The organism is Aliidiomarina sp. B3213, assembly GCF_003290085.1.
Lineage (GTDB): Bacteria > Pseudomonadota > Gammaproteobacteria > Enterobacterales > Alteromonadaceae > Aliidiomarina.
The window spans coordinates 289,795-308,959 of record NZ_QMKJ01000001.1; the positions used below are offsets into that span (position 1 = coordinate 289,795).

The following is a 19,165-nucleotide window of genomic DNA, read 5'->3' on the forward strand; positions in this document are numbered from 1 at the left end:
ACAAAGAAATGAACTTGAAAATTGGAATAACTGCCTCAGCCATATTGTTTTGTTTGTCGGTTTCAGTTGCTAGCCTTGCAAAAGAGCAAGTGACAGGAATTGGGGGGTTCTTTTTTAAGGCCGAAAACCCACAAATGCTTGCTACATGGTATGAGGAGCATTTAGGCGTGGATCAAACACCTCGTACTTATGAAGTACAGCCGTGGCAACAAGAAGCGGGCTCTACGGTATTCGGCATCTTTTCCCAAAACACTGAATACTTCGGTGAACCCGAGCAATCATGGATGATAAATTTCCGTGTGGATGATTTGAATGCAATAGTGGCTCAACTGCGTGAAGCGGGTATAGAGGTTGTCGTTGATCCAAAAACATACCCAAATGGTCGATTTGCACGATTAGAAGATCCGGAAGGAAATCCTATTCAACTTTGGCAGCCTATGGGCGAGTAGCCACAAGACCAGCAAATCTCGAAAGCACTACCGTTAACTTCCTCACACTCGCTGCAGGTCCAGTCCGATTGTGCGTGCTTCAATTGACCATTTCGCTCGTAATCTTTTAACACCGCTCTGGCGCTAGCTTTCTTAGCTTCGGGTGCGTATATAGGCATTTGCAACGCATCTACCGGGAGTTCACCAATGCCTCCAGCGACCCCAATGCCTTTGACTCCAGCAGGAATACCCTCCGCATTGAGCAACCCGACTAATAGGTTGGCTTCTACTGGGTTGGCGGCAAGATAGACTTCAATCCAGTCGGCAGGAACATTTTGCTGATTACGGGAATTTTGCATAAATCTGACATTAATAAACATTTAACTTATTTTTCTTATGTTAGCTTTGAATGCAGAAGAATGCGAAGTGATTTGCAAAAGCCACATAAGGATTAAAACGATGACGATTCAGCAGACAATAAAACAAGCGAGTGTGAGTATTTTATTGGGATTGGCACTTATAGGCACTAATAACGCTATAGCTAGTGTCCCTAAAACGCCACATATTCAGGTAACTGGAGAGGGTCGAATTCAGGTGGAACCAGACCAAGTCGACTTTAGTTTCTCAGTAAACGCACAGCGTGGAACTGCGTTAGAAGCGAAACAAGACGTTGATCAACGTGTGAATAACCTGCTTTCAGGCTTAGCGAACTTTGATGTAGAAGAAGACGATGTTTCAGCTTCGCAAATTACAACGCGTTCGGTTTATGAATATAGACCGGGCGGTGAACGTGAGCAGGTCGGTTACAGCGCGATACGAAACATTACGGTGACCCTAGGTGACATAGCGCGTATGAGTGAGTTTATGGACTATGTATTGGCTGCTGGAATTCCGGAGATACAGTCGGTGCAATTAGGCGTTTCAAATGTGAATGAAGTGGAGTTACAAGCACAAAATAAGGCGATAGAAAACGCAATGATGCAAGCAAGAACAGTTGCCGAGCAATTTGGCGGTGAACTAGGTGATGTTTACAGTATTAATATACAAGGACCGCAACATCAGTCTCGGTATGGCCGGTATGCAAGCGATAGGATTGCTGTTTCTGGCTCGAGAGTAGCGCCGGAAGCGGGACGATACTTAGAGGCGTCGATAGAATATAGTGCGACAGTACATGCCGTGTTTTACTTGCAATAATTGCTACACTTAAGTTCACAGGATTACATCCAAAAGTGAAAAACTCACGTAAGTTGGATACACCCATAATTGATAAAGAAGGATTTGAAATGTCAGATATTTACAGCATTCCGGTAACCACTATAGATGGTAATGAAACAACTTTGGCGGACTATAAAGGAAAAGCCATGTTGATTGTGAATGTAGCGTCTAAATGTGGTTTAACGCCACAGTATGAGCAGCTAGAAGCATTGTATGAGGACAAAAAAGACGATGGTTTAGTTGTTTTAGGGTTTCCTTGTAATCAGTTTGCAGGGCAGGAACCAGGCTCGGAGTCGGAAATTAAAGACTTTTGCCGATCTACCTTTGGTGTGAAGTTTCCGATGTTCAGTAAGCTTGATGTGAATGGTTCAAGCCGGCACCCACTTTACAAGCACTTGATAGAAAAGCAGCCTGTTGCAATTCAAACTGAACACGGAAAACTCGAGTCCCTGTTGACAGAGAAAGGACTTATTGAAGAGCCGGGCACTGATGTGATGTGGAACTTCGAGAAATTTTTGGTCGACAAAGAAGGCGAAGTTGTTGCTCGTTTTCGACCAGACATCACTACGGAAAGCCCTGAATTAGTGAGTGCTCTTTCTCATACAGTATAACTACAGATACAGACGGTATATCTGAAAATTAGGTTTGCCCTGTGTTTGAGCTTGCTTGATTCGTGCCGCAGTGGTTAGATAAATAATGACTGCGGCAACGAATTAGCAATTTGGCATGTTAAAAGAAAAACTATATCGTCACCTCGAGCCTTCGGCATGGCTCGAAAGGGGAATGTCTCCAACCAATATTGTCGTATCTATATGTATTGTCATTGCTTCTTGCTTAGCGATCATTGAAACCGAAAAGCCGTTAGCTGACGCGCACCACAACCTTTTCTTTGTTTTTGAAACCGTATTTTTCATTATTTTCGCTGTGGAGTATGTGGCACGCGTATATGCAGCTGGGGAAGAGTTAAGGTATCGAGGCTTTTGGGGAAGGATCCGTTATATATTCTCTTTTTGGGCGCTTATCGACCTTATCGCATTACTACCTTATTTACTGTGGTTCGGAAACTACAACGCATTTTTTATGCGTATTTTAAGGGTTATTCGTATATTTCGGCTGGCCCGCTTAGGTCGCTTTAGTTTAGCTATGCAAGCATTCTTTAATGCGATAGCTCAGCGGCGCTACGAGTTTGTATTAAGCGTTATTTTTGCATTTGCGTTGTTACTTTTTTCTAGCGCTATTTTATACGCTATTGAAGCACCATATCAGCCTGAGGAGTTTGGTAGCATTCCCCGTGCTTTATGGTGGTCGGTGGCTACCTTAACAACGGTAGGATACGGAGACGTAACGCCTATTACAGGCTTAGGAAAATTCTTTGCGGGGGTTACCGCCATAGCGGGCATTGGAATGATAGCTATGCCCACAGGCATTATGGCCGCAGCATTTAGCGATGCCTATCAAACTACAAAAAACTTGTCGGACATGGAACGTGAGGAAAGGGAGCTCTACATTAAGAAGCTCTCAGATCACAAGAGCGATCCCTAAAGCTTGTTAGATTCTACGATATGTATTCCGTCTTTGGGGTTTTCTATGCTCTGAATCAAACTCAAAGCGATTTGCTCTGGTTTAACTGCTTTGTATTTGCGCGGGATAATTGGCGCTAAAAATCTAGCCGCGTAAACACCAATTTTCTCTGCTGGACGTGACGTTGAACGAATGTGGTTAATTAGTGATGGGCGAACAATAGTTAGTGATTCAAAACCAATGGCTTTCAACGCCTGTTCCGTTTCATATTTTGAGTTTAAGTAGAAATTCCTGCCCGGCGTTGCTCCTAACGATGAAACATAAGCAAAATGCTTGCAACCGCTATTTTTGAGTATGTAAGCCAGTTGTATGACTAAGTCTTTATCGATTTCTTGAAACTTTTCTTTAGAACCCGCTTGTTTCAAAGTAGTCCCTAATGCACAGATTGCTGCGTCTACTTGAATCGAATCGCATGCAAGGCGCAAGTCCATGTGGGTTGGGTTTTTTAACTTTTGATCTGAGTCACCACATGACAAAGGCAATCGGCTTGGCGCTACAATCGCTGAAAACTTGTCCTTTTGTAATGCGGATTGCAGAACAGAATAGCCAACAACACCGGTTGCCCCTAAAATGGCTAACTTCATTGTTATACTCCCTTAACTATAGGTTTAATCATACAATTAAGTTGTATGAAGTTATCTTCGATGTCAGGCTACAATGAACTTTCTTACCTTTTGATATGTAATTTTAGATACACAATAGAGTATTACCAATGAGGATTACGTATGGCTAGCAGCCTATCCCTAAAAACACGATTTACGCTACTCATAATAGCCGTTGTACTGGGGGCAATAGTATTGCTCGGGGCGCTAGTTTACAACCTCACATCCACTTATATCACCGAGTCTATCGGTCGTTCTATTTCAGAACGCGCGGTTAATATGGTTGAAAGACTCGATCAAAATATGAGTGCGCGCGTGCAGGAAGTGGAGCTACTTACCAGCTTGTACGAGGCAAACGATAGTCTCAATTCAAACCAACTTCGTGAGCAGCTCGAACAAATTCAACAACAGCATACTGTCTCGTCATGGATAGGGTTGTTAGACTCTAATGGTCGAGTGCAAGTTGCGACAGGAAGTATCCTCGAAGGCGCCAACATTTCTCATCGCCCCGTTTTTGAGTATGGCAGCCAAAGCCTTTGGGTCGGCGATGTTCATGAAGCGTTATTGCTGTCTGATTTACTCCCCAACCCTAGTGGCGAACCTATTAAATTCGTAGACGTCGCTGCTCCACTACGCAATTCCGATGGAACACTGCGTGGTGTATTGGCTATGCATTTGAGTTGGGAGTGGGCTGAGCATGTTATGCAGTCTATGTTTCAAACTACAAGTAGCGATGCTTTCCCGATCGAATACTTTGTTGTAGCCGCGAATAACACAGTGCTTATGGGGCCAGAAAACACCATAGGTGCGGATTTACAAAGCTTAACAACCGACACGTTGCCTGCCGGCCTTGAAGGAGCAAGCTGGCGCATTCAAACATGGCAAGATGGCTCTTTTCTTACCGGCTTTGCGAAAACAGAAGGTGCCGGCAATTACCCTGGCCTAGGGTGGAAAGTGGTAGCTCGCGTTCCAACAGTAAACGCCTTTGAACCGCTGCATATATTGCAAAACAGGATTGCTATTTTTGGTTTAGGGTTAACAGTTTTATTTGCGGGCATTGGGTGGTTTTTTACCGCAAGGTTTTCTGCACCATTACTTCGGTTGTCTGCTGCAGCAGACAAAATTAAGTCACTTCAAGACGAGATTACGATTCCAGAAGAGCATGCCTCCCCAGAGCTGATGGGGCTCTCTCAGTCTTTGAATAGTTTAATTGGTCGCCTAAAAAGTCAACGGGAAGAAATAGATGATTTGGAAGACATTGTTCATACCGATCCGTTAACTGGACTTCATAATCGAACATTCTTGAATGAGTACCTTGGGCATGCTCTGGCAGAAAGTAAGCGCAATCAGGGTTGCCTTGCCCTAATGTACATCGATTTGGACGAATTTAAAGATGTGAATGATAATATGGGGCACCACGCTGGCGATGTACTGCTGCAAAAGTTAGCAAAGCGACTTAAACACATAGTGCGCGAGGAAGACATTATTGCGCGTGTAGGTGGTGATGAGTTTGTTATGGCGATTAAGGCCAACGCTGAAGAAGTTGAAACATTACTAGCCAGAATAGCTGATCGCGTTATAAAAAAACTTTCAAAGTCGGTAAATGTAGGTGAAGGTCAAGAAGCCCACGTAGGTGTTAGTGTGGGGGCTGCATGGTGGCCTAGTCATGGCAGTAGTATTGATGAAGTGGCGCGAAGGGCAGATAAAGCGTTATACCAAGCCAAAGAGTCCGGGAAAGGGCAATACATTATGTATACGAATGACAATGAATAATTAAATCACTTATATCATCACTTCGCAGTCACTTAACGCTATAGTTACCTCTATAAAACCATTTTCTTTCAATTAAAGGCTATTGTTGCTATGCATTTTTCTATGAGTTCAGCTTTACGTTCCGGTTTTCGCCTCTTGGGGGTTGGGCTGCTCATGCTATGTACATCAACTGTTTTTGCGTTCGACGATTTAACCATTGAAGAAGTTACTGAAGTTGCACAAAGCGGCAATGTCCATGCTCAATATTACTTAGCTGTAAATTTCCAAAATGGCACGCGAGTATCTCAAGATTACACGCAAGCAGCTCATTGGTATGAGCTCGCTGCGCAGCAAGGTTACGCCTATGCGCAAGTGAACCTGGGGGTTTTGTATGAGTACGGCATGGGTGTAGCTGAAAATACCACTGAAGCAGCTCGGTATTACCAAATGGCAGCGGAGCAAGGTATATCCGCCGCACAAGCTAATTTAGGTCAACTTTATTTAAATGGTAGTGGTGTTGAGCAATCAGACCAACAAGCCGCTCATTGGTTACAACAGGCGGCAGAACAGGGCGATGTGAACTCGCAAGCTACTTTAGGGTATTTATATCGAGCTGGTCGAGGTGTTCAGCGCTCTGATGAACTCGCTGCACAATGGTACCTTTCGGCTGCACAGCAGGGTAATGCATGGTCACAACATAATTTAGCTTCGATGTATGAGTTTGGGCGTGGAGTAGAGCAGTCAGATGAGCGGGCTTTTGAATACTATATGCAAGCAGCGCAGCAGGGGATGGCGGCTTCTCAGGTGAATCTTGGCTTTATGTTTGAAAACGGCCGAGGAACAGAAAAAGACCTGGAGCAGGCCCAGTTCTTATATAGAGATGCAGCACGGCAGGGCAATACCGATGGGAAATTTAACTTAGCGCGACTATATGACTATGGGTTAGGTGTTGAAGAGTCAAAACGTGAAGCTTTTCGTTGGTATAAGTTGGCCGCAGAAGAAGGGCACCCGGTGGCGCAAAACCGATTAGGTGAGTTGTACCTTCATGGATTAGGTACAGCGCCCTCGGTGGAGTCGGCAATGATGTGGATAGAAATGTCTGCACAGCAAGGTTATGTGAGAGCACAAGCTAATTTAGGTCAAATGCTACTTTCTACTGAAGGCGTAATTCCTAACGTAGAGCAAGCTTTTCAATGGCTGAGCCGAGCGGCGGAACAAGGTGACGCAGTAGCCCAAGTCAACCTGGCGTCAATGTATCAAGAAGGAAACGGTGTAAGCCAAGACTACACGCAAGCGGCACATTATTACCGACAAGCAGCGGACGCCGATAATCCGAGTGCCCAAAATTTACTAGCGACTTTGTACGAAGAAGGGTTAGGGGTAGAGCAGTCGTACGAGCAAGCAATTCGTTGGTATAACCGAGCAGCAAGGCTTGAGTTCGCACCGGCGATGAATAATTTGGGTGTGCTCTATCAGTTTGGTCGCGGTGTGGAACCGTCTCAGGAGGAAGCTGCACTATGGTATCAACAAGCGGCGGACCTAGGGAACGCAAATGCTCAAGCAAGCCTTGCGTACATGTATGAGCATGGTTTAGGTGTTGATGAAAATCACGAAGTTGCGTTTCAGTATTATTTACAAGCGGCCCAACAAGGCCACGCGAGTGCACAATATAATGTTGGCCTGCTGTATCGCCAAGGGAAAGGCGTTGAGCGTGACGGTGGTGAAGCTGCGAATTGGCTTGTGCAAGCAGCAAACGCCGGTAATGTGGACGCACAAGGCAGTCTTGGCGAGTTGTATGAGTTGGGCGATGGTGTGACGCAAGACTATCAAGAAGCTGCGCGCTGGTATTTAATGGCTGCGGAGCAAGGAGACTTGTGGTCGCAAAACGCATTGGGATTACTGCACGAGGGTGGTAACGGTGTAACTCAGTCATACGAGCAGGCTGCAGATTGGTATATGCAAGCGGCTGAGCAGGGCAACGCTGCGGCCCAAGCTAACTTAGGATTACTGTACCGTGCTGGTAATGGTGTACGGCAAAGCGATGAAGAAGCTGTACGTTGGTATCGGCAAGCCGCAGAGCAAGGCAATGAGCTGGCGCAAATGAACCTTGGGTACATGTACGACAATGGTTTAGGTGTGTCAGAGGACTCCCAACAAGCTGCGCACTGGTACCAGCTTGCTGCGGAACAGGGGAATTCCAATGCGGCAACCAACCTTGGCGCGTTGTATGAAAGTGGTCGAGGTGTTGAACAAAATATGGAGCAAGCCGTTGCGCTGTATACTCAAGCGGCTGAAAGCGGAAATGACGTAGCACAAAATATACTGGGTTTACTGTATTTAAACGGCACAGGTGTGGAGCAGTCGAACGAACTGGCGACCTACTGGTTTGCGGAAGCTGCTGCTCAGGGAAACGAAGAAGCTATATCTAATCAACAGTTATTAAACGGTAACGAGTGAGAAAATAATTATGATATTCAAATTAAGGATGATCGACCGTTTAAAATATTATGCAGAGCGCATGCTTGGTGGTGGCGCAATAGCGCAATTACTGTTTGTGGCCTTGGTGGTATTGGCTGTTGCCGTTTCCGGTGGTTTACTGGCTTATTTTTTTGTACCGACAGAGTACAAGCTTGGAGAAGAGGTATGGTGGTCGTTTCTTCGTCTAACTGACCCTGGGTACCTTGGTGATGACGAGGGGCTGTGGCGTAGGGTTATCTCCACTGCGTTGACACTATTTGGCTATGTGTTGTTTATGGGTACCTTGGTTGCGATTATGACCCAATGGTTATACCGCAATATGCGCAACCTAGAACAGGGGCAAACCCCAGTTACGTTAAATGGCCACCACGTTATTTTAGGGTGGAATTCTCGCTCAATTCCAGTGATTCGAGAACTACTCACTTTCAGCCCTAAACGAGGCAGCGGCAGCCGAATAGCGGCGCTTGCAGAAGACATCACTAGTGGGCCGGTTAATGAAGTTCTATCTGAACGTTGGGGCACTTGGACACAACGCCGTGTTGTGCTCCGTTCGGGCTCTGTTTTAAACCCTGAACACCTGCACCGTGTAGCAGTATCGAATGCGAAAACTGTGATTATTCCGTCGCGCCGAAACGACGGTGAAAGTTCAATTTCCAACGACGCAAATGTCATTAAAATGCTGGTTTCACTTGATGCACAAACAGCTCATAGTGCAAACAAACCTGCGGTAGTAGCAGAGCTTAGCGATGCTGCCAAAATACCGGTGGCTATTCATGCGTTTAATGGCCCGTTACAGGTGGTTCCGGGTGACTTGATGGTAGCTCGAATCTTGGCTCGAAGCGCTCTTTATCCGGGCTTGGCTAGTACGGTGAATGCCATATTGTTAGATAGCGAGCAGTCACAGATTATCCCCGTGCACTTTCCTCAATTTATTGGTTGTAAGTGGCAGGAGGTCTTTGGCTACTTCGAAGAAGTTACACCATGCGGCATCGTGCGTCGTTACGAAGGCCGTAATCAGACCATTCTGGCTCCAGCAGCCAGTGAAGTTATCCAAGAACATGACCAAATCCTGATTATTGCCTCGCAAAGTGACAACAAAGCACCGCTCTCGAAGTCTCGGCGCTATATACCGTCCAAGCATACCGAACGTTTATTAACGCCACCGGCACCTAAAAGACGTAAAATTCTAATTTTAGGATGGAATCAGAGTGTTCCGCTGCTGATCAAAGAGTTAGGGATGGAGCAAGATTGCAGATACGAAATAACCCTGATTAGTACTGCTTCAGCCGCAGAACGTAAGAGCAAAATAAACAAAATAGTGGGCGACAAATGGCCGGGCACGTTCGAGTTCATTGAAGCGGATTACACCGACATGAATACTCTGCAAGCCCTGCCTTTGGCGTCTTTCGACAATGTTATGTTGCTAAGTAGTGACCGCTTAGGTACAGGTGAAGAAGCTGACGCTAGAACAGTAGTGGGGCTAATGGTGTTGGACTTTCTTTTAACTCAGCAGAATTTAGAAGAAAAACGTCCGCATGTGTTAATTGAATTACATGACCAGAGTAATGAAGTTTATGTGAACCATGCCAACAGTGACGTTATTGTAAGTTCTGTTGTTATCAGTCATGTGTTAGCGCAGGTGGCATTGTATCCGCCCATTCGTTCGGTGTATGACCATCTACTTTCGAGTGCTGGCGCACATCTTTCAGTGCGCTATCTGCCAGAGTCTATGTATCGGCCTATGGCGGTCGCGGAGTTACAGCAATATGTGATTGCAGAGGGGGGCGTGCTCATCGGTGTAAACCCCGACGGTTTACGTGTGCAACTGAACCCAGAAACGCATGAACACGTTCATTGCGGACCAGATACCCAACTTATTGTGATTATGCCAGACCGATAGAGATATTCGCTTAATAGAATAGAGATTTTCGCTTGTTAGAATAGTTGAGTGAAATAGTCGGGAAAGGTATAATATGCGCCAATCTGACCGACCCGTCACGAGGATTTATAATGAGCGAACAAATCGAACAGGCCATATTACGGAAATATGACGCCGGATTTGTATCAGAAGTGGAATCTGATACTTTTCCTGCTGGCCTAGATGAAGACGTTATTCGCGGTATTTCAGCGATGAAAAATGAACCTGAGTGGATGCTAGAGTGGCGCCTCCAGGCATTTCGTAGCTGGCAAAAAATGAAAGAGCCAGATTGGGCACACTTGGGCTACGATCCCGTTGATTATCAAGCTATTTCTTACTATTCAGCTCCTAAAAGCATGAAAGATAAGCCGAAGTCGTTAGACGAGGTTGATCCGGAATTGCTCCGCACATACGAAAAGCTAGGTATTCCGCTACACGAGCAAGAAATGCTTGCCGGTGTTGCGGTAGACGCTGTTTTTGATTCGGTTTCAGTGGTCACTACGTTTCGCGAAAAACTAGAAGAGGCAGGTGTTATCTTCTGCCCGATTTCGGAAGCTATTGAGAAGTACCCTGACCTAGTTAAAAAGTATATTGGAAGCGTTGTTCCTCGTGGGGATAACTTCTTTGCAGCGCTAAACAGCGCAGTATTTACAGACGGTTCATTTGTTTATATTCCAAAAGGTGTGCGTTGCCCGATGGAGCTGTCTACTTATTTTCGTATTAACGAGTTAAATACTGGACAGTTCGAAAGAACGCTTATTGTGGCTGATGAAGGAAGCCACGTGAGCTACCTAGAGGGCTGTACCGCACCACAACGAGATGAGAACCAGTTGCACGCAGCTGTGGTAGAGCTGGTGGCGTTGGATGATGCGGAAATTAAGTACAGCACGGTTCAAAACTGGTACCCAGGTGATGAAAACGGCAAGGGCGGTATTTACAACTTTGTGACCAAGCGCGGTGTGTGCGAGCGCAATGCGAAGATTTCGTGGACACAGGTAGAAACTGGCTCGGCAATTACTTGGAAGTATCCTAGCTGCGTACTTCGTGGAGACAACAGTGTAGGTGAATTCTATTCTGTGGCGCTCACGCGAGGGCGACAACAAGCGGATACCGGTACAAAAATGATTCACTTGGGTAAGAACACCAAGTCGACCATTATTTCCAAGGGGATTTCCGCGGGTAACAGCAGTAATGCATACCGCGGCTTAGTGAAAATGGGGCCAAACTCAGACGGTGCGAGAAACTTTACTGAGTGTGACTCTCTGCTTATCGGTGATACGTGTGCTGCGCATACATTCCCGTATATAGAAAGTTCTAATCCGTCTGCGATCGTTGAACATGAGGCTACCACCTCGAAAGTTAGCGATGATCAATTGTTTTTATGTCAGCAACGTGGCTTAGACGCTGAGAAAGCGGTCTCGATGATAGTGAACGGCTTCTGTAAAGAAGTATTCAAAGAGCTACCGATGGAATTCGCAGTAGAAGCTGGCAAGTTATTAGAAATTAGTCTTGAAGGTTCAGTGGGGTAAGCATGTTATCGATTAAAAATTTACACGTAAGTGTTGAAGACAAAGAGATTCTAAAAGGACTGAACCTAGAAATTAGTGAAGGCGAAGTTCACGCGATCATGGGGCCGAATGGCGCCGGCAAAAGTACCTTAGGTTACTTATTATCTGGCCGTGAAGGTTATGAAGCAACGTCTGGAAACGTTGTATTTGCAGAGCGTGACTTATTAGATCTTGAAGTAGACGAGCGCGCACAAGCAGGTTTGTTTCTAGCATTTCAATATCCGGTGGAAATTCCAGGCGTGAGCAATATGGAATTTATGAAAGAGTCGGTTAATGCTGTTCGTGAAGCACGTGGTGAAGAGGCTTATACAGCAGCTGAGTTTTTAAAGCTGGCGAAAGAAGCATGTAAGCACGTGAATTTACCTCTCGACTTCCTAAAACGCGGCGTGAATGAAGGCTTCTCGGGTGGTGAGAAAAAGCGTAACGAAATCATGCAACTTATTTTGTTGCAACCTAAACTAGCTATTCTAGACGAGTCGGACTCTGGTTTAGATATCGATGCATTGAAGGTTGTAGCTGAAGGTGTAAATAGCCAACGTGACGGTAAGCGTAGCTTCATTGTCGTGACGCATTACCAGCGTTTACTTGATTTCATTGAACCTGACTTTGTACACATTCTTGCTGACGGCAAAATTGTTAAAAGTGGTGGTCCAGAGCTTGCGAAAGAAGTTGAAGCAAGTGGTTATGCTTGGCTAGAAAAAGGTGAGGAGGCAACTGCATGAGTCAGTGGCTTGCCAATGTTTTAGAACGTAGCTCAGCTGACGCAGGAACGTTGTCGTCATTGCGAGAGGCTTCTCTTGCAAAGTTAAAGGACATATCGTGGCCTACTCGCCGTACTGAAGCATGGCGTTACACATCTTTGCACCCGGTTGAGAAGTTGTCGCTAAAAACCAATGCAGAGGTCTCTGAACAGTTCGACGCACCCGAAGTTGATGACCTAAATAGTATCGACATCGTTATGGTTAACGGTTCACTGCAAACCTCTATTGCTGATCTTAAATTACCTAACGGCGTGTCGATTTGTGCTTTGAATGAATTAGAAGCAGGCGCAGCAGCGAAGTTGAACTCGGCGAAACCCAGTCATCATTTATTTGGGTTGGTGAACGATGTTTTGGCGAATAGCGGCCTGTTTATTGAAGTCGATGCAGGTACTGTTGTGGAGCAGCCGATTCGAGTAGTGAACTACACACTCGATGGCGTAGAAGCGCATAGTCGTGTTTTCGTGCAACTTGGTGAAGGCGCAAAGTGCTCTGTTATTGAACATGGGACCGGCAGTGAGCAAAGCTTAAATACCGTGTTCTCTGAATATGTTATTGGTGACAAAGCCGAACTAGAACACTATCGTTTCGCGTTGCATGGTGGCCAAGCTATTCATGTGGGTGGATGTCATTTCAAATTGCATAATGAATCTAAGCTAAATAGCACTGTTGTGGGTTATGGCAGTGAGCTAAGCCGCTTAGATGTAGACATTATTCATGCCGCAGAACACGCACATGCGAAAATGAATGCTGTCTATTTGCTGGGTTACAAAGAGCATTTCGACCTACACACTAATATTGAACACACGATGCCCAATGGTACTTCTGAAGAAAACGCCAGAGGAATTGTAGGTGACAAAGCTCGTGCAACGTTTAATGGTCGTATCCACATTCATCGCGACGCTCAGAAAACACTAGCGGAACTTAATAACCGTAATCTGCTGCTTTCTCGGGGTGGACAAATTAATACTAAGCCTGAGCTTGAAATTTATGCAGACGATGTACAATGTGCGCATGGTGCAACCGTTGCAGAAATCTCAGACGAAGCGTTGTATTACATGCTATCGCGCGGCATTAACAAGTCAAAAGCGTTAGTTATGCTGAACTTTGGCTTTATTCAAGAATTGGTCAACCAAATGCCAAATAAAGCGTTAGCGAACTGGTTACAACCGCAACTGCGCGCACGTTTTGAAGAAATGGGGCGCCAATGAGCTTAGATATCGAAGCAATTCGTAAGCAGTTCCCAATTCTTGCTCGTGAAGTGCATAACAATCCTTTGGTGTATTTAGACAATGCGGCAACCACGCAAAAGCCACAGGTTGTTATTGATGCATTGGTAAACTATTACTCGAATACCAACAGTAATGTTCACAGAGGTGCGCATTTCTTGTCGGATGAAGCGACACGCCAATTTGAGAATGCCAGAAGCACTGTTCAGAAATTTATTGGTGCAGCAAGAGTCGAAGAGATTATTTGGACTAGCGGTACCACCGAAGGCATTAATATTGTTGCTAAAGCTATGGCTGAACAGTTACAAGCTGGTGACGAAGTTGTTGTTACTGAACTTGAACATCATGCGAATCTAGTGACTTGGCAGCAGGCATGTAAGAAATCTGGCGCGACGTTAAAAGTAGCAAGTATAGAAGACTCAGGCGAACTGACGCTAGAGGCTTTTAAGGCGCAGTTGTCGGAAAATACTCGTTTTACGTCTTTTCCGCATATTTCTAATGCGTTGGGAACCGTTAACCCTGTCATCGATATGGTAAAAGCTGTACGTCAGGTGGCGCCAAAAGCTCTGGTGTTAATAGATGGAGCACAGGGGGTTGCCCACGGTGACGTTGATGTGCAAGCTATTGGCTGTGACTTCTACGCATTTTCAGGCCATAAAGTGTTCGGACCTACCGGCATAGGCGTGCTATGGGGACGTTATGAAGTTTTAGAAAATTGGCCTGTATGGTTAACCGGTGGTGAAATGATCGCCACAGTGACCTACCAAGACGCTACTTGGGGTAAGTTGCCTAATCGCTTAGAGGCTGGTACGCCAAACATAGCCGGTGCGATTGGTTTAGCGGCCGCTTTGGAATGGTTTAGCCAATTTGATAGCCAAGCCGTGAAAGCTTATGAAGCTGAACTTATGAGTTATGCGGTTGCCAAAGCAAGTGAAATAGAAGGATTACGATTAGTAGGTAATTCGCCGAACAAAATTGGTGTGTTTAGTTTTGTGATTGAAGGTGTGCACCCAGCAGATATTGGTTTTATTTTAGACCGTCAAGGGGTTGCTATTCGAACTGGCGACCACTGTGCACAACCGTTAATGGCTCGCCTAGGTGTTCCAGGAACCGCGCGCGCTTCATTTACTTTATACAATACTAAGCAAGAAATTGACGTGTTCTTTAACGCGTTGAAAAAAGCCCAAACGATGCTGATGTAATGCTAAATGCATTGTAGAAGTAGGGAGTATTAAATGTCTGTTGAAACTTTTGTACCTGACTCAGCGGTAATTACTGTTACACCGGAAGCTGTTCGTCATTTTGAGTCGAAATTAGCTAAAGCGGGTATTGAGCAAATTATTCGTTTTTCCACAAAACCTAGTGGTTGCACAGGTTTTGCGTATGTCGTTGACTATGCAGAACATGCCGAAGAAGATGACATTGTTCTCGAGGTATCGGACAAAGTTACCGTAGCAGTGGCTCAAGACGCTATACCGATGCTGAAAAATACGGAGATTGATTACGTATTTGAAGGTGTGAATGGCGTGCTTAAATTTAACAACCCTAACGTGATCGACGAGTGTGGTTGTGGCGAAAGCTTTAGTGTGAATTAACATGCATAAAATTGTTTCGGTTACGCGCAGTGTTGAAGCAAGACGAGTACCCTCTGGCCAGAAAGAAACTATTCCGGCAGGGGAGTTCGTTAATATAACCCAAGACTTGGGTGGTAATTATACCGTGACATGGCGTGGTAACATGCTGCGTATAGACGGTACCGATGCAGACGCTATTGGTCGAAAAGCATTAACGTTGTCTTTTGATGAGCCTGAACAAGATGAGATTGTTGAGCAACAGGTTTGGGATGCGTTAGAAACGGTTTATGACCCAGAAATACCCATCAACCTTGTGTCACTGGGGTTGATTTACAAAGTGAGCATTGATCAAGAGAGCAAAGCGGTTGATATCGATATGACTCTAACTGCACCAGGTTGTGGCATGGGCCCCGTGCTTGTAGGTGACGTAGAGTACCGTGTTGGTATGGTTCCTAATGTTGACGCTGTGAAGGTCAACTTAGTGTTCGATCCTCCTTGGTCTAGAGATAAAATGAGCGAAGAAGCGCAGCTCGAAGCCGGTTTATTCTTTTAAAGCGTAATAAAAACGGAAATTGACAGAACATGAAGCTACCGTCGCCAAACGACATCGTTGAAGATATTGAGTTTCTCGACGACTGGGAATCCCGTTACCAATACATTATTGATTTGGGTAAGGCTTTACCGAAATTAGACGAGAGTGAAAGGCAACCTGAGTATAAAGTTAAAGGTTGTCAAAGCGATGTGTGGTTGATCGATGAGACCAAAGGTGATGTTTTAGCCTTTCGGACAGACAGCGACGCGCTTATTGTTCGTGGTTTATTAGCGCTTGTACTTGCCGCGTACAATGAGAAAAAACCTGAAGATATTTTAGCCTTCGATATTGATGCGTATTTCCAATCGTTAGATTTAGAAAACCACATTTCACCAACGCGTGGAAACGGATTGCGCGCGATAGTCGGACAAATTAAATCGTTAGCCAGCGCAAAAGTTTAACCCAAGTTCCCGTTAGGCAGGCTGAACCGGAATACGTTGTTTATCCGTAATAACTGCCGCTTGTTCCTGCTGAGAGCGCGTCATCAGGCTTGCGAGGGAAATTTCATCAAGAAAGTCTGCTATGCGATCACTTAAATCTGTCCACAAATGGTGGGTGATACATTGTTCGCCAGCGTGGCAATTGCTTTTACCGTGACACTTGGTTGCGTCTACAGACTCATTTACCGCTTGAATTATATGACCTACAGACACTTCTTCAGGATCTTTTAGAAGCTTGTACCCACCACCAGGTCCACGAATGCTTTGGACTATTGAGGCTCTACGTAACTTTGCAAACAACTGCTCTAGATATGACAAGGAAATGCCTTGCCTTAAAGCTATGTCTGAGAGAGGAACGGGTGCTTCGTTGCCATGAAGTGCTACGTCTAACATAGCGGTAACAGCGTATCGTCCTTTAGATGTTAGTCTCATAATTTTCTCACTAACTGCACGTTAACCATGGGGTCATATAACAGTGTTAGAATCCCATAATCCGACTAATTTAGTCAAGTATGTAAACAGGCTAAAAGACGCTGTTTTGTTCAGGTTTATGAGCAACATGCATTGATATTGAGCGTGTTCTTGAAATCGGTCTAGGAAGACTCAATATAAGAATTCGAGACAGCGCTCTAGAAGCGTTTGAGGAAATTGAAAATTTTACGCCATGGTGCGATAATATGCGCCCCGTATCTGGCCTATAACACCGCTTACTGAAGGGTGATTTCACGAATAGGAATGACTATGTCAACGAATAAATCTACGATTATTTATACTGAAACAGACGAAGCGCCACGTTTAGCTACGTATTCTTTGCTGCCGATTATCCAAAGCTTTGCAAAAGCAGCAGGTGTTTCAGTTGAAACCCGTGATATCTCACTAGCCGGTCGCGTATTGGCTGTATTTCCAGAATACTTGAACGAAGATCAGCGTATTGCTGACGCGTTAACTGAGCTAGGGGAGCTTGCGAAAACCCCTGAAGCAAACATTATTAAGCTTCCAAACATTTCTGCGTCTATCCCTCAGCTAACTGCAACGATTAAAGAGCTTCAAAACCAAGGGTATGCGCTACCAGACTATCCTTTTGAGCCGCAAAACGACGAAGAAAAAGATATTAAAGCGCGTTACGACAAAGTAAAAGGAAGTGCGGTTAACCCAGTGCTTCGTGAAGGTAACTCGGACCGTCGTGCACCAAGCTCTGTAAAGAACTACGTGAAAAAGCATCCGCACAAAATGGGGGCTTGGACGTCAGATTCAAAAACTCACGTAGCTCATATGCAAGACGGTGACTTCTATAGCAGCGAACAATCTGCAACTATGCCTGCAGCTGGCTCTTTGAAAATTGTACTTGAGAGCAACGGCTCTGAGACAGTTTTGAAAGACGGCGTAAAAGTGCAAGAAGGTGAAGTTGTTGACGCAGCCGTAATGAACAAGCAAAAGCTAGTTGAGTTCTATGAGAAAGAAACAGCTGCAGCAAAGCAAGAAGACGTTTTACTTTCACTTCACCTTAAAGCGACCATGATGAAGGTTTCTGACCCTATCATGTTCGGTCATGCTGTGCGTGTTTACTACAAAGACGTATTGGCTAAATATGCTGACGATGTAAAAGCTGTAGGTTTTGACGCGACTAACGGTATTGGAGACTTGTACGCGAAGTTAGAGAAGCTACCAGCCGACAAAGCGGACGCAATTCGCGAAGACTTACTTGCGGTTTATAACACGAACCCAGCACTAGCTATGGTTAACTCTGACAAGGGTATTACTAACCTGCACGTACCAAGTGACATCATCATTGACGCGTCAATGCCTGCTATGATTCGTGACTCAGGTAAAATGTGGACTCCAGACAATACTCAGGCTGATACCAAAGCAATGATTCCAGATCGTTGTTATGCAGGCGTTTATCAAGAAACCATTAATTTCTGTAAAGAAAATGGTGCGTTTGACCCTGCGACTATGGGTACAGTACCTAACGTTGGTTTGATGGCTCAAAAAGCTGAAGAGTACGGTTCACACGACAAAACTTTTGAAATTCCTTCTAACGGTACAGTCAAAGTATTGAACGAAGACGGTGAGATTGTTTTCTCTCATAGTGTTGAGCAGGGTGATATCTGGCGCATGTGCCAGGTAAAAGACGCACCAATTCGCGACTGGGTTAAGCTTGCGGTTACACGTTCTTCGCAAAGTGGCATGCCAGCAGTATTTTGGTTAGACAGCGAACGCGCACACGACCGAGAGTTGATCGCGAAAGTTGAAGCGTATCTGCAAGAGCACGACACGACTGGTTTAGATATTCAAATTCTTAGTCCTGTTGAAGCAACACGCCATTCATTGCAGCGCATGAAAGACGGTAAAGACACCATTTCAGTAACGGGTAACGTATTACGTGATTACCTTACTGACTTATTCCCTATTCTTGAGTTGAATACGTCAGCGAAAATGCTGTCTATTGTTCCACTTATGAATGGTGGTGGTTTGTTTGAAACAGGTGCTGGTGGTTCTGCTCCGAAACATGTTCAGCAATTTGTTGAAGAAAACCACTTACGCTGGGACTCGCTAGGTGAGTTCTTAGCATTGGCAGCTTCTTTCGAACATTTAAGTCGGGTGACTGGAAACGCTAGAGCACAGGTTCTTGCGGACACGCTAGACGCTGCAACTGCGAAGTTTCTAGAAAATAACAAGTCGCCTTCGCGTAAAGCGGGTGAAATCGACAACCGTGGTAGCCACTTCTACTTAGCAATGTATTGGGCAGAGGCTCTTGCAAACCAGTCAACGGACACCGAACTGCAGGAACGCTTTAAGCCTTTAGCGCAAAACCTTACTGAAAATGAGCAAGCTATCATTGATGAACTAAACCAAGTTCAAGGTGTAGCTGTAGAAATTGGTGGTTACTATCAGCCAAACAGTGAGCTTGTGTCAAAAGCTATGCGCCCTTGCCAGAAGCTTAATGAAGCACTAGCTGCCTTATAATCGATTAAAGTATCTAGTCGAACTTCTAAAAGCCCATCGTGTGAACGATGGGCTTTTTTGTTA

The 19,165-nt window shown here is 45.2% G+C and carries 18 protein-coding genes; 15 read left to right on the top strand and 3 right to left on the bottom strand.

What is annotated here, in order from left to right:
* Nucleotides 1-8 precede the first annotated feature (8 nt).
* A complete protein-coding gene (locus DQX04_RS01415; protein WP_111914016.1) occupies nt 9-449 on the top strand; it encodes a VOC family protein in 441 nt (146 codons plus the stop codon).
* Here DQX04_RS01415 and DQX04_RS01420 read toward each other — a convergent pair.
* Nucleotides 422-787 (bottom strand): DUF2007 domain-containing protein, encoded by a 366-nt coding sequence (locus DQX04_RS01420; protein ID WP_165831913.1) that lies wholly within the window; start codon nt 785-787, stop codon nt 422-424. The two genes, DQX04_RS01415 and DQX04_RS01420, sit on opposite strands and share 28 nt — an antisense overlap.
* A 100-nt stretch (nt 788-887) precedes the next feature.
* On the opposite strand from DQX04_RS01420, the gene DQX04_RS01425 reads away from it, so the two are divergent.
* The 3 genes from DQX04_RS01425 (at nt 888) to DQX04_RS01435 (ending at nt 3,185) form a co-directional block, all read left to right on the top strand.
* Complete coding sequence (locus tag DQX04_RS01425) at nt 888-1,622, top strand: SIMPL domain-containing protein (protein ID WP_165831914.1); 735 nt, start codon at nt 888-890, stop codon at nt 1,620-1,622.
* Between the two features lie 89 nt (nt 1,623-1,711).
* Complete coding sequence (locus DQX04_RS01430; RefSeq protein ID WP_111914019.1) at nt 1,712-2,254, top strand: glutathione peroxidase; 543 nt, start codon at nt 1,712-1,714, stop codon at nt 2,252-2,254.
* A 115-nt stretch (nt 2,255-2,369) separates the two neighbouring features.
* Nucleotides 2,370-3,185, top strand: coding sequence for an ion transporter (locus tag DQX04_RS01435; protein WP_111914020.1), 816 nt, complete (start codon nt 2,370-2,372; stop codon nt 3,183-3,185).
* Here DQX04_RS01435 and DQX04_RS01440 read toward each other — a convergent pair.
* The gene (locus DQX04_RS01440; RefSeq protein ID WP_111914021.1) at nt 3,182-3,808 is read right to left on the bottom strand and encodes an NAD(P)H-binding protein; all 627 of its coding nucleotides are present in this window, start codon (nt 3,806-3,808) and stop codon (nt 3,182-3,184) included. The two genes, DQX04_RS01435 and DQX04_RS01440, sit on opposite strands and share 4 nt — an antisense overlap.
* 141 nt (nt 3,809-3,949) lie before the next feature.
* On the opposite strand from DQX04_RS01440, the gene DQX04_RS01445 reads away from it, so the two are divergent.
* The 10 genes from DQX04_RS01445 (at nt 3,950) to DQX04_RS01490 (ending at nt 16,096) form a co-directional block, all read left to right on the top strand.
* Complete coding sequence (locus tag DQX04_RS01445; protein ID WP_111914022.1) at nt 3,950-5,599, top strand: diguanylate cyclase domain-containing protein; 1,650 nt, start codon at nt 3,950-3,952, stop codon at nt 5,597-5,599.
* A 153-nt stretch (nt 5,600-5,752) separates the two neighbouring features.
* Nucleotides 5,753-8,035, top strand: a complete 2,283-nt coding sequence (locus tag DQX04_RS01450) for an SEL1-like repeat protein (RefSeq protein WP_165831915.1) — start codon at nt 5,753-5,755, stop codon at nt 8,033-8,035.
* Nucleotides 8,036-8,045: 10 nt separating this feature from the next.
* On the top strand, nt 8,046-9,956 hold the full coding sequence (locus DQX04_RS01455) for a hypothetical protein (RefSeq protein WP_111914024.1): 1,911 nt from the start codon (nt 8,046-8,048) through the stop codon (nt 9,954-9,956).
* A 110-nt stretch (nt 9,957-10,066) separates the two neighbouring features.
* Entirely contained in the window at nt 10,067-11,503 is a 1,437-nt protein-coding gene (sufB, locus tag DQX04_RS01460; protein ID WP_111914025.1) for a Fe-S cluster assembly protein SufB, read from the top strand.
* Between the two features lie 2 nt (nt 11,504-11,505).
* Nucleotides 11,506-12,264, top strand: a complete 759-nt coding sequence (gene sufC / locus DQX04_RS01465; protein ID WP_111914026.1) for a Fe-S cluster assembly ATPase SufC — start codon at nt 11,506-11,508, stop codon at nt 12,262-12,264.
* A complete protein-coding gene (gene sufD / locus DQX04_RS01470; protein WP_111914027.1) occupies nt 12,261-13,511 on the top strand; it encodes a Fe-S cluster assembly protein SufD in 1,251 nt (416 codons plus the stop codon). Before sufC ends, sufD begins: the two co-directional genes overlap by 4 nt.
* Nucleotides 13,508-14,731 carry an aminotransferase class V-fold PLP-dependent enzyme gene (locus tag DQX04_RS01475; protein WP_111914028.1) on the top strand — a complete coding sequence of 408 codons (1,224 nt, stop codon included), beginning with the start codon at nt 13,508-13,510 and terminating at the stop codon, nt 14,729-14,731. The genes sufD and DQX04_RS01475 overlap by 4 nt, the downstream gene beginning before the upstream one ends.
* A gap of 33 nt (nt 14,732-14,764) precedes the next feature.
* Nucleotides 14,765-15,124, top strand: coding sequence for an iron-sulfur cluster assembly accessory protein (locus tag DQX04_RS01480; protein WP_111914029.1), 360 nt, complete (start codon nt 14,765-14,767; stop codon nt 15,122-15,124).
* Between the two features lies 1 nt (nt 15,125).
* The gene (sufT, locus tag DQX04_RS01485; protein ID WP_111914030.1) at nt 15,126-15,656 is read left to right on the top strand and encodes a putative Fe-S cluster assembly protein SufT; all 531 of its coding nucleotides are present in this window, start codon (nt 15,126-15,128) and stop codon (nt 15,654-15,656) included.
* Between the two features lie 29 nt (nt 15,657-15,685).
* Complete coding sequence (locus DQX04_RS01490; RefSeq protein WP_111914031.1) at nt 15,686-16,096, top strand: SufE family protein; 411 nt, start codon at nt 15,686-15,688, stop codon at nt 16,094-16,096.
* A gap of 12 nt (nt 16,097-16,108) precedes the next feature.
* On the opposite strand, the gene iscR is transcribed toward DQX04_RS01490, so the two are convergent.
* The gene (iscR, locus tag DQX04_RS01495) at nt 16,109-16,567 is read right to left on the bottom strand and encodes a Fe-S cluster assembly transcriptional regulator IscR (protein ID WP_111914032.1); all 459 of its coding nucleotides are present in this window, start codon (nt 16,565-16,567) and stop codon (nt 16,109-16,111) included.
* Between the two features lie 309 nt (nt 16,568-16,876).
* Here iscR and DQX04_RS01500 point away from each other — a divergent pair, with 309 nt between their 5' ends.
* Complete coding sequence (locus DQX04_RS01500; protein ID WP_111914033.1) at nt 16,877-19,102, top strand: NADP-dependent isocitrate dehydrogenase; 2,226 nt, start codon at nt 16,877-16,879, stop codon at nt 19,100-19,102.
* Nucleotides 19,103-19,165 lie beyond the last annotated feature (63 nt).